The sequence below is a fragment of the Kordia sp. E genome, from assembly GCF_056033805.1.
The window spans coordinates 1,484,098-1,498,426 of the sequence record NZ_JBRASR010000002.1 but is presented as its reverse complement, the minus strand read 5'-3'; the positions used below and the strand labels follow the sequence as shown (position 1 = coordinate 1,498,426).

The following is a 14,329-nucleotide window of genomic DNA, read 5'->3' as shown; positions in this document are numbered from 1 at the left end:
GTATTCTTAGTTTTTATTGGATTTTAAGTTCATCATAATACCTTTTAATAGATATCTCTGAAAAAAATACACGATCAATCGAAACGGAAGATGCATTAGTACTCCCAAAACGCCATGTAGTTTATAGTTACTCGATAGTACTAACTCTATTCCGTTTGGATGTTCGTGTAATTCGTATCCGCCAGTTTGAATTTGAAATGGTCCATTTGATAAATTCATAAAATGACCAACTTTAAAATTGTTCGTAGGATTGAATTTGAAACGATATTTTTTATGAAGTTCCCATTCTAGTATTTCCTGATGAAACTTTGCATTGTTTGAAAAGCTAGCCACTCTGTATCCGCCAACTCCTTTTTTAATAACCTCAGCAGACAATGGTTTTGGTATTCCAGCTAAAGAGAAGAGCCAAGGAAATTTGAAACTATCCACTTTTACATTTGCGATTTCATTCCAGATATCTGAAGAATCAGCTTGTAACACAATTGTATTGTGAACATATTTGGCTGTATATCCTTCAAAAAAACTCATTATTTTTTTACGGGTATATTAAATTCTGTTTTTACTTTTTTCCCTCTGATTTCAAATCTTAATTGTATGTTTAGTGAATATTTTTTCACATAACTGAAAGGTACAGTAATTTCTGTTTCTGTAATGCCGTCTTTTGCTCCCAACATTTTTATTCCAGCACCAAAAATAGAACCTGTTCTAGCATCTATATTCTTCCATTCAAAATTAATTTTTGTAGGCGTATTATAGACCAAGTAATCTTTACCATTAGGTATCTTTAATTCAACACTACTTTCTCCGTTTTTGTATATATATTGAGACTTTTCTTGTTCTGATTCTATACAGGAATTTAACATAAGTATTAAAATACCTAGGAGAAATATGTTCTTCATCATACGTTTATAGTTGTTAATTTATAGCTCATTTTCAAGTATTGAAAAATAGCTTTTTAGTGCATACGAATATTTGAATTGGTGATTTCCTAAGGTTTTAAATTCTTTTTTCATGACTGCTATTAAATCTGACTTGATATCTTTTCCTTCAATTTTTGCGCAATTGAGTTTTACCCAATGAATTTTGGCCGAATTTGGAAAGTCTAGTAATGCTTTTGCTAAATCTGGATTGTCATACCTATTTTTATCTGCTAATCCCATGAAATAACTTACTGCAAATTTCTCACTTTTGTATTCATTCCATCCTTTTTTGTCCGTTTCGGCAGAAACACGATCTGTTGCAACTGCTTCTAAATACGCATAGATATTTAGCAGTTCTATATCTTTATATTTGTCAGCTAACACAATGAGTTCGCTTCCTCTTTTTTCAAAGAACTTCTTTTCGTCTAATAGTTTACTGAGAAATGAAATTCGCAGCATGTCAGAAGCTATTTTTCCATTTACAGGTATTTCATTATTGTTTAGAATTAATTTTGAATCTAGCAATGTTGTAGTAATCGTATCTTTAGCGTCTGATTCTTTATATAAACGCTTAACTTTTTCATACGCCGCTATTTGCATGTATTCTTTACTCTTAGCGCCAAAAATATTTTTGATGGTCGCCATATCTTTTTCCAGAAAATATTCTTGGATGTTGCTATTCCACCAATCCAATTCCCAATTCATATCTAAGAATATCAATTCGTATGCACTCTTTGAATCTTTAGATTTGATTTTTTTGACTAAATCAGAACGTTTTTTTAGTTGATCCGTTTGTCCATGAATGATATAAATAGCTTTGTCAATTCCTGTATGGTTTTTTGGGTGATTTGCCGCCTTCCAATGTTCAATTGCTTTTGGGTAGTTGTCTAAATTTAGATAGCATTCGCTTAACCAAACATCAATTCTATAATCTTCCGCGTTTGCTTGTTTGTATATTTCATAATGCTTGATGGCAGTTTCGTAATCTCCTACTCTATGACTTTCAATGGCATATTCTAAATTGAAATTTAGTTCATTTGATTTCTTCTCAAACGCTTCTTTATGCAATTTATACGAAGTTTTTGGATCAACTGAATACAATGCTCCACCAATTAAATAGGTTTGATATTTGTTTTTTGCTTTTGCAACGAGTTCATTTACACAATCATCACAATCTTTATTTACCAAACAATCTGAAAAGAAATATTCAAAATCAGGTGTTAATTCAGCTTGTGCTTTTTTTATGAGTACTGTGTTATTTTCAGTATTTATTTGCGCATAGCTATTAAATACTATAAAATTGAACATTAAGAATACTATTGATTTTCGCATTTTTCACAATTAGTTATCGTTGTTAAAACTAAGCTAATCTTATGCTTTTTCAAAATGTATTTAGTGACCAGCTTTATTTTTAAGAAATTCTCGATAGTTGTTTAATTTGCTTTCCGAATTTAATAGTTGTTCCGCTAAAATTTCTGCTTTTTTAAGACTACTAAATTTAGGAAAATGTAGTTGCCCTCTTGATAAGGAATTCATCCAAATTAAATCGAGATAATCCAAAAAGAAAATCATCTTGTCAACAGGTTCAGGATCGACGATTGTAAATCCTATATTTTTGATAATTGAATTTCCCATAAAGTGCGATGTACCTCTTATTGTTGCATCTTTTGTTATCTCACCATTTTTGATTTTTTCTACAATAGTATATAAACCATCTATATAGTATTCCAGCATTTTGTTTCTCCAATGGGTTCCTGATTGCATATTTTTTATCAGAAATAAATAGTCAAAAGAAGTTCCGCTATGCAACTCTAATACTTCATCCTTCTTTTTAAGATATAGTAACATTGGCGACACATAATTATATTTTTTGGTGAGTGTCATCATCGGAGTTGTTAAAAACACATATAGCGGAATTATAATAAAAATTAAAGAGAGTCTGAGAAAAGGATTTTCAACAGCAAGCCATCCTACAATAACTATTAATAAAATAAGTATCATTAGTATTCCGACTAGCCATTGAATTTTTTTATTCGCTTTATAGAAATTCCGCATTTGTACTTTCTAGTTTTTGTGTGTACTGATAATACGTGTCATTTGCCAGTTTCCATTATCGTTTTTCCAGACAGTAACAAATTTGCTTGGAATTTGTTTTGCATCAGGTTCTTGATTGTTGAAAAATTTATGTTCTCCCATTTCAACTGCGCCATATCCTGGAATTGGGTATACTTCTATTGTTCCTTCAATTAAGGTTCGCGTTACTTTTCCGCAAATATTATTTTTACTCGCTTCTATAATTTGAGGTTTCGACGTAGCCAATCCGCCTTTGTCATGGAAAAATTCCAAATCTTCTGAGATTAATTCGGCTTGTGTTTTAAAATCGCAAGTGTTGTACGCGTCAAAAAAACGCTTGTCCAATTCCACAATAGTGGTATATAATTCTTGATCAACAGGAATATACGCTGTTTTTTCAACAACAGTTTTATTCGATTTTGTTCTGATAGATAAACACGACGTTGCAAAGATTCCCAAAAAGAGAACTACTAATAATTTTGATTTCATGATATTGTTTTTTTTGATTGATGATGATATTTAGTAGACCTTTTTTAAGGTGTTTTGTTACACTTTTCAATCAATAAAAACTTAATTCTCTTTTTTTATGGTTTGATACGTTTCTTCTAATGCCGCTATTGCAATAGTAATGTCTTTCTCAGTAGTTTGCCAATTTACAAATGCGGCTCTAAAACATGATTTCTCTCTATAGATTGAAGGTGTTATGAATACTTTACCGTTTTCATTTAACGTGTTTAAGAATTGTTGTTGCATTTCTGTGGAAAACCCAACGACTTTAAAACAGACTACATTGGCACGTGTTGGCGCAACTAATTGAAATAGTTCACTTTCTTCAAGATACGTTGTAAATTGCTGTGCTATTTCTAAATTTCTGGTTACAATTTCTCTATATCCTTTTTTTCCATACGCTAGTAATGAAAACCAAACTGGCAATGCTCTGAATCTTCTAGAGTTTTCAGGCAAGAAGTTCAGGTAGGAAAAGTTTTTCATTGGATTCCCTAAGTAAGGCGCGTTGGAATTTTGAAAGGTTTCTATTTGTCTTTTTTGGTGTTTTTCTTGAATAAAAAATACGGCACTATCATACGGAACATTGAACCATTTATGACAATCTACCGTGATACTATCTGCGTTTTCCCAACCAGAAAGCAACTGTTTTTTATCTTCTACACATGCCAACATTCCTCCAAAAGCGGCATCAATATGCCACCAAAAGTTATATTTCTCTTTTAATTCTGATATTGCTTTTAAATCGTCAAAATCTACACTGTTTACTGTTCCTGCACTTGAAATTACAATCACATCTTCTTCAGAGTTTTGCTTCAAAAATGCTTCTAACTTCTCTATATTTATCGCTTCTCTAGCATCTAATAAAGGAATTTTAGTAATATTTTTACTTCCCATTCCTAACATTGACAACGATTTTATCACTGAAGAATGTGGCAATCCTGTCGCTATTTGTATTGGTTTTTGCAATCCATCTAAAGCAATATCATATCCTTGATTTTTCCCAATCCATTGTCTTGCGACTCCTAAACAAGTGAAGTTAGACATCGTAGCGCCAGTGACAAATCCGCCAAAAAAGTTTTTCGGCAAGTTGAAAAAGTCTAATAATAAGTGTATCGTTTCTCTTTCCATTATGGCAGAGATATCACCATGGCCTTTAATACTTTTTGTGTTTTGGTCATAGGTTGTTGCCAACCAATCTCCTAATACGGAAGCAGGCGTTGCACCACCAGTTACATATCCCCAATATCTTGGTCCGGACGATCCGCACATTATGTGTTGGTAGTCTGTTTTAAATTGTTCCAGAACTGCTTCGGCGCCTACTCCGTCTTCTGGTAAATTGTAATCTCTTATTTCTTGATGTTTTACAGATGTAGACATGGTTTCTACCTGTTGAAAGTGTTGCATTGCTATTTGTTTTACACTATCTAACAATAATTCCATGTTTGCTTTATCTGATGCTAATTTTTTATACATTTTTATAATTTATTTTGTTCCACTTTTCCATATATACTTCTGGTTTTTCTAGTGTAGAAAACCCATGTTTTTCATATAACCAATCTGCGGAACTTGTTAATAAGATCCAACGTTTCAACCCTTGTAATTCCGAATATTTCATGATGATTTCCATCAACCAAGACGACAATCCTTTTTTCTGAAATTCTTCAATAATAAACACATCACACAAATATGCCATCGTTGTTTTGTCTGTAATGACACGCGCAAAACCTATTTGTTGTGTTTCTGTATACACTCCGAAATTCAAAGAATTTTTTATGGATTTCGCTACTGTTTCTAACGGAATTCCTTTAGACCAATATGATTCTTTACTTAAGTATTGATGAATCATTTTTATATCTAAATCATCAGTATTCGTAGTGATTGTATACGTTCCTTTTTTAAATATTTCGTACTCCATTTTTACTACTTTTTGTCATTGTAAATTTAAAAGAGATTAGCATTAGAAAACAGATTCAGTTTTTTAACTTTGTACCATATCAGATTTTATGAAAGCAACTCATTTTTTATATGAAGACATTGCAACGCATTTAGAAGAAGAAATCCTAAATGGTGTTTTGCAGTTAGGAGCTAAACTTCCGTCTATACGTATGTTTTGCAAACAACATAATGTAAGTGCTTCTACAATTTTTCAAGCGTATTATGCACTAGAGTCTAAAGGTTTGATAGAAGCCAGGCCAAAATCGGGTTACTACGTAATTTATCAACCAAAAAAATATCAACCTTTACGTACTGTCGACGTTTTAAATACAACTCCTGCAATACATGAATTGACCACAGATGCGATGATTTCACACATGGTAGATTTATTAAGTGCGGAAGGTTATACACGTTTGTCTACTGCAAGACCCGATCTTTCATTATTGCCAACAGCTAGCCTACAAAAGGCTACAAAATCTGCATTGACAACTTTAGGTGCTGATATTTTAAATTATGATCATCCTACAGGAAATGTTTCATTGCGACAGTTGATTGCTGGACAACAAACAAAACTTGGAAAAGCATTTTCTGCAAAAGATGTTGTGATTACTTCTGGATGCACAGAAGCGTTGACATTGTGTTTGCAAGCAGTGACACAAAAAGGAGATATTGTTATTTCAGATAGCTTAACGTATTATGGAATTCATCAAATAATAAAGAATTTAGGTTTAAAGGTAATTCCAATTCCAATAGATACAATCACTGGTTTGGATCTGAATTTTTTGAAACGTTCTTTAGAAAAATTCCCTGTTAAGGCATGCTTACTTACCACAAATTTCAACAATCCAACAGGAATGAGTTTAACTACCGATCAGAAAAAAAAGCTCGTAAAATTGATTACAAAACATCAAGTTCCTTTGATTGAAGATGATGTGTATGGCGAATTATATTTTGGAAAAAATAGTCCAAGTACTTGCAAGCAGTTTGATACTGAAGAGTTAGTTATGTATTGTTCTTCTTTTTCAAAAACATTAGCGCCTGGTTATCGTGTAGGTTATACGATTCCTGGAAAGTTTACAGAAACCGTTACAAAGTTAAAAAGGATTCATTCTTTAGGTTCTAGTACGTTGTCACAACAAGCTTTGGTTGCTTTTTTCTCCAAAGGAAGATATCCGTATCATTTAAAAAAGTTACGACATGTTTTACATAGTAATATGCTTGCGTATTGCAAACTTATCTATCAATATTTTCCAGAAGATATTTATTTTGTTCCACCAAAAGGCGGTTATATTATATGGATTGCTTTTCCAGAAGATTTTGATAGTATCACATTGTTTGAAGCTGCCAAGAAACAAAATTTGATTATTGCTCCTGGACAGATTTTCTCGATGAACGATTCTCATAAAAATTACATTCGCTTGAGTTTTTCGAAACCTCTTGATGAAGCTATAGAAAAAGCAATCCAATTATTAGGCACATTGGCCAAACTGCTACTTCATGAAAAGTAAATAAAATGAGTTTTATCCAAATAAAGTTTGAAAGCAATTCAATTTTGGAACTCAAGAATCTTTGATTTTCAGAAGTTTTTTTAATTCATTATAGAATCTAAAGCTGTTCCATTATCATAATTAACTGTTTTTGTCAAGTTGCCGTTTTTGTCATAATATTTCAACTTTCCATCATAAAATCCTTTATTCGCATTTCCTTCGAGTTGTTTTATTCCTGAATCATAAAAAGTTATAAATGCTCCTTGATGTTTGTTGTTTACTTTTTTTGATTTTTCTATAATAACGCCATTCTCGTTATAAATTATTAAATCTCCATTTGCCTTAAAATCCCTAAAATCAATTTCTGCTTGTAATTTTCCATTCGGAAAGTAACGAAACTCTCGACCGGTAGTTACCTGACTTACAGTATCTAAATTGACAGTTTGCAGTTTTTTAATATTTCCGTTTTTATAAAATATTTTGCTTGTATCACATTTTTCTCCGTACCAATATTTGTCAGATGATTTCAAGTTACCGTTAGAATAATACACTTTGCAAACGCCGTGAAGTTTTCCTTTTTTCACGAAGTTTATTGTTTTTACATTCCCATTTTCAAAATAGATTGTCCCTTCTCCAATTTGTTTACCCATATTCCAAAATGATACACTTTTTAGTTTTCCATTTGCCCAATAATCTTCTCTTTTTCCATGCTCTAACCCATCTTTCATTTCAATTATCTGCCTCAAAGCACCATCTTCATTTCTATATTTTTTCCAGATACCTTGCTCTAAATTATTTTCTACTAGACCTTCCATAATGATGATTCCTTTACTAGAATAACTATGTTTGAAGTAACCATTTTCTAGATGAATTTTAACTATTGAATCTTCTTCTCTCCAAATAGTTTTTACATGCTTTTCATACTTATCATAAAATTGTTCTATCCTATTTGGGAAAGAGTCAATTATTTCTAACTTACCAAACTTATTACCATTACTATAGAAATAAGTCAAATACCCTTTTTTATACTTGAAATTTGATGTTTTACTAATTTTTTGCCATTTACCTACTTTTCCATCTTCTTTGTAGAACACATAGTTTTCATTTCTATATTTTTCATCAGAAACATCATCTTCACAAGAACAAAAGATTATAAGTAGTAGTAATAAGTGTTTTATTTTCAATTTAGCAGATTGGTTTGGTTAATTATACACAACGTGTTTGTGTATGGTTAGTTGCGTGTTTCAGCAACTAATTTAGCAAATAGAAACCAAATAGAAAATTCGCGAGGATTTTTGTAAGTAGACTTGCACTAGTAATTAATTTATACGTTGTTGTAGCACATTTTTATATATAGCTAAATTAAACTTAACGTTATTACTATAATGCGATTTTCCAATTGAGAAACAGTATTATCTATATTTAAAAACTTCCTGTTATAACTCCATAAAAGAAGAATAACAGGAAGGTTTAGTCGAAATATTTAACTCACATTAATCTGGCAATCGATCGCGTTGTCCTTTTTTACGATTGAATCTGTATACAAATGTTAGGCTAATTCTTCTTCCAACACGTATTGATTCTGATTCTAAACGGAAGTTTTCTCCTGTCACAACTCTATCTTGAATTCGCGAATCAAATACATTTCTAATATTTAAAGTAAGTGCGCCTTTGTCATTAAATATATCTTTACTGATTGCAAAATCTGAATGATATTGTGCTTTTTGAAGCGTTTGTCCATTTTGATTTCTTCCTCTGTAATTAAAACTTGCTTGCACAGAAAGTCCTTTGTTAAAGCGCATTCTAGAGTTGATTCTCGTAAACCAAGTTTCATCTTTTGTATCAAAGTTTCTACCTAAGTATTCTCCTTTTTGATCGTATTGATAGAAATTAAACTCTCCTGACAATCGCAACCATTTAAACGGGTTGTACGTTGTAGACAATTCAAAACCTAATCGATCTTCTGTGTCTAAGTTTACAGGAATTGTAATAAAATTTCCATCCGTTTGTTGTGTGGTTACAAAGTTGAAAAAATCGGTTGTATGTTGGTAATACAATGATGGATTGATCGAAAATTTTCCCCAACGTTTCAAAAATGCTACTTCAAACGAATTCGTGTACATCGGATTCAAATCTGGATTTCCCGCAAATAGATTTCTAAAATCTGTTAATCCTCCAAAAGGATTCAATTGCCAAAACGCAGGTCTATTAATTCTTCTACTATAACTCAGTTGCATATCAGTTCTGTCGGCAAGTTCATACGTGAAATGTGCCGTTGGAAATAGATTCGTATACTTTTTAGAATCATTAAATAATTGTTTTTGATCATCAATTCCAATGTCCGAATGTTCAACACGCAATCCTAATAAGTAACTAAACTTCCCAATTTTGTCGCCATATTGTGCATATACACCATAAATTCGTTCATTGTAATCTAGTTCATTGTCTAAGTTTGGTACTAATTGCTCATCAATATGCACCATGTAATCACTTGTAATTCTTCTAATTTCGCCTCTAAAACCAGTTTCCAATCGTGATGATTCTGTCAAAGGTGACAAAAAGTTTGCTTGAAATAAGAAGTCTTTACTACTTTCTACATCGTCACTTCGAATCGTTGTAAAATCTGTTGTTGCAGGAATTGTGCGTTGCTGACGAATACGTTCTTGTTCATCATCATTCCAAAAATCATATTGTACATCCATTTCCAACTTCTGTCCTTTTTTGTCAAACGTTTTTACATAATTCATTTCCAAACGATTGAAATTTTGCGGCTCTTTATAATTTTCTATTCGAGAAATCGTACTGTCAATAGCTCCTGTTGCGTCTAAATACGAGTAACTCAAACGTGTTTCATCGGTGTTTTTTAAGAATGTATGATAAAAACTAGCTGTTAGTGTATTTTTATCATTTATATAATAATCTCCACCAAAAAAGATATTTTGAGCATCGTCATTCCTATCTTGATCGTTGTTTTGCAATAAACTATTTTCAATTCCATTGTTCGTAACCGTTTGACGTCTTTTTTCTTCTCCGAAGAAATTAGAATTTCGATATCCTACATTCGTAAACAAATTGATTTTATCAGTTTTATACGCCAGATTTACATTGGCTCTATAGTCTCTTGGATTTCCAACACTAACTTGAACTGAACCGCTAAAACCGCCTTTTTTATTCTTCTTTAAAATGATATTAATGATTCCCGCTGTTCCTTGCGCTTCATAACGTGCAGAAGGATTTGTAATGACCTCAACTTTTGAAATGTTTTCCGCAGGAATTTGATCCAATCCATTGTTTGCAACCAACGCAGAAGGTTTTCCGTTGATTAAGATGCGAACATTTCCATTCCCGCGTAAGCTAATTCCGCCACCTGCATCAACACTTACCGAAGGTACATTATCTAATATATCATTGACTGTTCCGCCTTGCGAGATTAAATCTTTACCAACGTTAAACACTTTCTTGTCTAACTTCAATTCTACTGTTGATTTTTCAGCGACGATTTCAACTTCTCCTAATGCTTCTAAATCTTCGTCTAAATTTATCGTTCCTAAATTCATATCTTTCGCAATAGAAATTTCCTTTAGTATGTGTGATTTAAAAGAAATGAATTCAATTTTAATAGTATAAACTCCTTTTGCTATTTCCAAAGAGAAATTTCCTTTTCCGTTGGTAATTCCACCTTCTAGTACTTTATTTGTTTTCGTATCTAGAATTGTTACCGTAGCATATTCTAATGGTTGCTGTGTTGTTTTATCTAATACTTTTCCTGTAATTTTGTATTCGGTATTTTGTTGTGCATGCGCAATTACAAACGCTAAGTACACAAATAGAATGACTATTTTTTTCATGTTCGTCTTTTTTAATGATGATTGATGCCACAAATATGTTGCATAAACAGACGTCATATTTTTTAGTAGTCAAACACTCCTATAAAGTCGTCAAACACTAACTTTTTGCAGCACTAAACGTTTCGTCTACTTTTTGATAGTGTTCAGGTGTTTTTTCAGTCTCTTCATCTATCTGAGTTTTTTAAAGATGTGTAATGCGTATTTTTATGAATATTATTAGATTTGATATGTTATGATGCAAATTGTAAAAAATATTCTCAACTATATAAAAGATCGCCGTTTCCTAAAACACCTAGTTTTTTGGTTGTCCTTGTATTTATTTTTGATTTTCACTCAAGAATCACATGATTATTTATGGGTTATTGCAATTGCCAAAGCTGCGCATTTGATACCAAAAATCATGATTTCTTACTTTTTAGCATATTGGCTTATTCCAAAGTTTTTATTCACTAAAAAGTATATTTTATTTATTCTATATTTCTTAGTTAGTGCCTATGTTCTTTGTGCATTTTCTCGAATTTTAATGGTACACGGAGCGGAACCTTTATTTAGGCATGCACCATTTCATCAAGAACCAGTTTTAGAAATAGTAACCGATTGGAAAAAACTAATACGAGGTTACTTTTTCAATATTTATTCTAGTGCTTTTCTTTTTATTTTGATCAAACTTTCTTTAGAACGTATCAAAGAACAATCGATAAACAAAGAGAAGATCGCTATAGAATTGAAGATGCTGAAAGCGCAACTGAATCCACATTTTTTGTTCAACACCTTAAATAACATTTACTCTTTATCAGTTATAAATTCGCCAAAGACTTCAGAATCGATTGGGAAATTATCTGAAATTCTAGATTATGTTTTGTATCGTTGTGATCAAAAATATGTGCCATTAGCTGGAGAAATTTCATTGTTAGAAAACTATATCGCATTAGAAAAACTACGTTATGACGAACGTTTGGAAGTATCGTTTACACATAATGTTTCCCCACAAACTAAAGTAGCGCCATTAATTTTATTATCTATTGTAGAAAATGCTTTTAAACATGGCGCAGGAGAAGATTCTGGAAGCCCAAAAATCACGATTGATCTCAGTCAAAAAGAAGACAAACTATCATTTACGGTATTTAATACAACGACACTTCAAAAAAATGAAATTTCAAAAAGCACGATTGGTTTGGAGAATATTCACAAACAATTAGCGTTAATTTATCCAAATACACACACTATTGATATTGACCAAAAAGAAAGTTCTTTTCAAGTAACAATCACTTTAAATACAGTATTAAATGAAGGTTAGATGCTTACTTGTAGACGACGAACCACTCGCAATTAAATTGCTGGAAAACCATATTTCAAAGATCGCTTCTTTTGAAGTTGTGGCAACATGTAATAATGCAATGAAAGCATTAGAAATATTAAATACGCAACAAATTGATTTATTGTTTTTAGACATTAAAATGCCTACAATGACAGGAATTGATTTTTTGAAATCATTGCGAAATCCTCCAAAAACAATTTTCACAACTGCATACCGAGAATATGCATTGGAAAGTTACGATTTAGATGTGGCTGATTATTTATTGAAACCAATTACGTTTGACCGTTTTTTCAGAGCTGTAGAACGTTATTTTAGAGACCTTAAGCCCGTACAAATTTCGGCTTCAATTCCTCAAACAGCAGCAACAGAAACGTTGATTCAGGTTAAATCGGGAACAAAGTATCATAAAGTTGCTGTTGGCGATATTGTGTATATTGAAAGTTTAAAAGATTATGTAAAGATTCATACAACTTCAAAATGTATTGTTTCCAAGCAAAAAATTAGCGATTTGGAAGAACAACTTGCCAAACATGCTTTTTTACGTGTGCACAGATCCTATATGATTAATAGTAAAAAAGTAACTGCGTTTACACCACATGACATTGAATTGAATGACGCAGAAGTTCCTATTGGCGCAAGTTACAAGGAATACGTATTGGCGATTTTAAAACAAGATTCATAAACTTTTTATAAAACATTTATCATTTCAAGAAGCGCAGTTGTGTTTACTTTTTCTTGCTTTCTAGATGCTTCTAACAAGGATTTTTCTGTTGTCATTTCAACTTCAGTACTACTTTCTATATTTCGCAAAAGACGCAGTTTCAAGGCATATACATTTACATATCCTGTACATAAAAGTTGTGCTTTATTAATTTCCTCCAAAGCTACTGCATACTTTTTTTCTTGATATAACAACATAGCTTTTGCATACCCAATACGATAATCTTTCAAGCCTACCGTTTCGCATTGTTGTAAATAATCAAGTGGATTTTCTTTTAATACATTATACCTATTACTGCGACTGTATTTTATTAAATATATGGCTTTCGCCAGATGCAACTTAGGCTCGTTCGGATACAGTTGTACTAACTCTTCTAATCGTTTGTATTCTTTGCTAGCTTGTGAAGGTAATCCTTGTGTTAAATCGCCCAAACCTTCAAGCAAATTATCTATTTCTAATGGAATGTTTTGAAAAGGATCTGTTCTGTAAATTTTTGAAAGGAATAAAAAATAGTTTCCATACGCATAACTTTCATAGTAATGTCCGTCTTTATTTCTTGGCAAAAAAGAAATGACTTTTTCAATAAGTCCTTTTGCTATTTTGTAATTGCCCGTTTCATAAAAATGTTGTGCTATTTCGTAGAGTTTATGAAACCCTAATTGCAATGAATATCGAATTGTATATGAATGACTTTTTTGATATGCAGTCGATTTTTCAGATTCTATCTTATAAAAATTGATATGTTTTTTTGCAATACATTGCAAGTACTCAACGAAGCGTTCTGTTTTCTGACTTGCTTTTAGCAGCAGTATTTTTTCCCGTTGAAAAGGATCACTTTGTATAGAACTGTAATGCAGGTACGGTTTATTGATATCTTCTTTTGGTGTTACTAAATCTATGTACGCTAATGCTTTTTCATATTTTTCTAGCGAATAATGAGTATCTGAAGTGTAATAATAGGCAGCAATTGACAAACATATTTTTTTCTTTAATGGAAATGCAGGATTGTGTTGCAACGCAAGTAAATAATCTTCTAAAGCATATTCAGGATATCCTGTTACGTAATAAAATTGTCCTCTTTTAAAATAATAATCTGCTAAGGAAACTGTTTCCTTGTTTTGAATCTTAATGGAAGCATTATTCGCAATCAAATAATTTAAATCTTCCAATATATAATACGGATATTCAAAACCTCTCTGTTGAAATCCTTCAAAAGTTGCTCCTTTTTTATATAAATCAAAATGTGGCTTAAATGTGAGTTCTAAACGTTCCCAAACAAGCGACATATTATTTGGATCATTTTGCAATGCAGTCTGAATCTTTTGAAGTTGCGCTTTTTGCATTGCTATAATATCGCCAGGTTGCGCATGTGCAAAAGTGATGAATATTAGAAAGAAGAACGAGCAAAGAAATTTCATTATAGCGTATTTTAGGAACCTAAAATACGATTGCTTGCTTTATTGTAAAAGTTAGAATACGTGAACTGCCTTTTTGAATGAGTGACTATGCTAGTTTGTAAA

General features: G+C 31.8%; 13 protein-coding genes. 3 read left to right on the top strand and 10 right to left on the bottom strand.

Annotated features, from left to right (window positions below):
• Positions 1-6: 6 nt before the first annotated feature.
• From ACUUYC_RS09700 to ACUUYC_RS09670, 7 genes are all read right to left on the bottom strand, one after another.
• On the bottom strand, positions 7-528 hold the full coding sequence (locus tag ACUUYC_RS09700; protein ID WP_474265525.1) for a hypothetical protein: 522 nt from the start codon (positions 526-528) through the stop codon (positions 7-9).
• Entirely contained in the window at positions 528-902 is a 375-nt protein-coding gene (locus tag ACUUYC_RS09695; RefSeq protein WP_474265524.1) for a hypothetical protein, read from the bottom strand. Before ACUUYC_RS09695 ends, ACUUYC_RS09700 begins: the two co-directional genes overlap by 1 nt.
• 18 nt (positions 903-920) lie before the next feature.
• Entirely contained in the window at positions 921-2,252 is a 1,332-nt protein-coding gene (locus tag ACUUYC_RS09690) for a tetratricopeptide repeat protein (protein WP_474265523.1), read from the bottom strand.
• A 60-nt stretch (positions 2,253-2,312) separates the two neighbouring features.
• Positions 2,313-2,921 (bottom strand): hypothetical protein, encoded by a 609-nt coding sequence (locus ACUUYC_RS09685; protein ID WP_474265522.1) that lies wholly within the window; start codon positions 2,919-2,921, stop codon positions 2,313-2,315.
• Between the two features lie 63 nt (positions 2,922-2,984).
• Positions 2,985-3,482, bottom strand: coding sequence for a nuclear transport factor 2 family protein (locus tag ACUUYC_RS09680; RefSeq protein WP_474265521.1), 498 nt, complete (start codon positions 3,480-3,482; stop codon positions 2,985-2,987).
• Between the two features lie 81 nt (positions 3,483-3,563).
• Positions 3,564-4,973 carry a pyridoxal phosphate-dependent decarboxylase family protein gene (locus ACUUYC_RS09675; protein WP_474265520.1) on the bottom strand — a complete coding sequence of 470 codons (1,410 nt, stop codon included), beginning with the start codon at positions 4,971-4,973 and terminating at the stop codon, positions 3,564-3,566.
• The gene (locus tag ACUUYC_RS09670) at positions 4,966-5,415 is read right to left on the bottom strand and encodes a GNAT family N-acetyltransferase (protein WP_474265519.1); all 450 of its coding nucleotides are present in this window, start codon (positions 5,413-5,415) and stop codon (positions 4,966-4,968) included. Before ACUUYC_RS09670 ends, ACUUYC_RS09675 begins: the two co-directional genes overlap by 8 nt.
• 88 nt (positions 5,416-5,503) lie before the next feature.
• On the opposite strand from ACUUYC_RS09670, the gene ACUUYC_RS09665 reads away from it, so the two are divergent.
• Positions 5,504-6,943, top strand: coding sequence for an aminotransferase-like domain-containing protein (locus ACUUYC_RS09665; protein WP_474265518.1), 1,440 nt, complete (start codon positions 5,504-5,506; stop codon positions 6,941-6,943).
• An 80-nt stretch (positions 6,944-7,023) separates the two neighbouring features.
• Here the strand turns inward: ACUUYC_RS09665 and ACUUYC_RS09660 are convergent, their stop codons facing one another.
• Both ACUUYC_RS09660 and ACUUYC_RS09655 read right to left on the bottom strand, forming a co-directional pair.
• Positions 7,024-8,106, bottom strand: a complete 1,083-nt coding sequence (locus ACUUYC_RS09660) for a toxin-antitoxin system YwqK family antitoxin (protein WP_474265517.1) — start codon at positions 8,104-8,106, stop codon at positions 7,024-7,026.
• A 309-nt stretch (positions 8,107-8,415) separates the two neighbouring features.
• The gene (locus tag ACUUYC_RS09655; RefSeq protein ID WP_474265515.1) at positions 8,416-10,770 is read right to left on the bottom strand and encodes a TonB-dependent receptor; all 2,355 of its coding nucleotides are present in this window, start codon (positions 10,768-10,770) and stop codon (positions 8,416-8,418) included.
• A gap of 232 nt (positions 10,771-11,002) precedes the next feature.
• Here ACUUYC_RS09655 and ACUUYC_RS09650 point away from each other — a divergent pair, with 232 nt between their 5' ends.
• A complete protein-coding gene (locus ACUUYC_RS09650) occupies positions 11,003-12,067 on the top strand; it encodes a sensor histidine kinase (RefSeq protein WP_474265514.1) in 1,065 nt (354 codons plus the stop codon).
• Positions 12,057-12,770, top strand: a complete 714-nt coding sequence (locus ACUUYC_RS09645; RefSeq protein WP_474265513.1) for a LytR/AlgR family response regulator transcription factor — start codon at positions 12,057-12,059, stop codon at positions 12,768-12,770. Before ACUUYC_RS09650 ends, ACUUYC_RS09645 begins: the two co-directional genes overlap by 11 nt.
• 5 nt (positions 12,771-12,775) lie before the next feature.
• On the opposite strand, the gene ACUUYC_RS09640 is transcribed toward ACUUYC_RS09645, so the two are convergent.
• Positions 12,776-14,227: a hypothetical protein gene (locus tag ACUUYC_RS09640; RefSeq protein WP_474265512.1), complete on the bottom strand. Its 1,452-nt coding sequence runs from the start codon at positions 14,225-14,227 to the stop codon at positions 12,776-12,778.
• Between the last annotated feature and the right edge of the window lie 102 nt (positions 14,228-14,329).

Bases quoted from the DNA above. Each gene is read 5' to 3' on its own strand.
- ACUUYC_RS09700 (WP_474265525.1), bottom strand. From the start codon at position 528: ATGAGTTTTTTTGAAGGATATACAGCCAAATATGTTCACAATACAATT.
- ACUUYC_RS09695 (WP_474265524.1), bottom strand. From the start codon at position 902: ATGATGAAGAACATATTTCTCCTAGGTATTTTAATACTTATGTTAAAT.
- ACUUYC_RS09690 (WP_474265523.1), bottom strand. From the start codon at position 2,252: ATGCGAAAATCAATAGTATTCTTAATGTTCAATTTTATAGTATTTAAT.
- ACUUYC_RS09685 (WP_474265522.1), bottom strand. From the start codon at position 2,921: ATGATACTTATTTTATTAATAGTTATTGTAGGATGGCTTGCTGTTGAA.
- ACUUYC_RS09680 (WP_474265521.1), bottom strand. From the start codon at position 3,482: ATGAAATCAAAATTATTAGTAGTTCTCTTTTTGGGAATCTTTGCAACG.
- ACUUYC_RS09675 (WP_474265520.1), bottom strand. From the start codon at position 4,973: ATGTATAAAAAATTAGCATCAGATAAAGCAAACATGGAATTATTGTTA.
- ACUUYC_RS09670 (WP_474265519.1), bottom strand. From the start codon at position 5,415: ATGGAGTACGAAATATTTAAAAAAGGAACGTATACAATCACTACGAAT.
- ACUUYC_RS09665 (WP_474265518.1), top strand. From the start codon at position 5,504: ATGAAAGCAACTCATTTTTTATATGAAGACATTGCAACGCATTTAGAA.
- ACUUYC_RS09655 (WP_474265515.1), bottom strand. From the start codon at position 10,770: ATGAAAAAAATAGTCATTCTATTTGTGTACTTAGCGTTTGTAATTGCG.
- ACUUYC_RS09650 (WP_474265514.1), top strand. From the start codon at position 11,003: ATGATGCAAATTGTAAAAAATATTCTCAACTATATAAAAGATCGCCGT.
- ACUUYC_RS09645 (WP_474265513.1), top strand. From the start codon at position 12,057: ATGAAGGTTAGATGCTTACTTGTAGACGACGAACCACTCGCAATTAAA.
- ACUUYC_RS09640 (WP_474265512.1), bottom strand. From the start codon at position 14,227: ATGAAATTTCTTTGCTCGTTCTTCTTTCTAATATTCATCACTTTTGCA.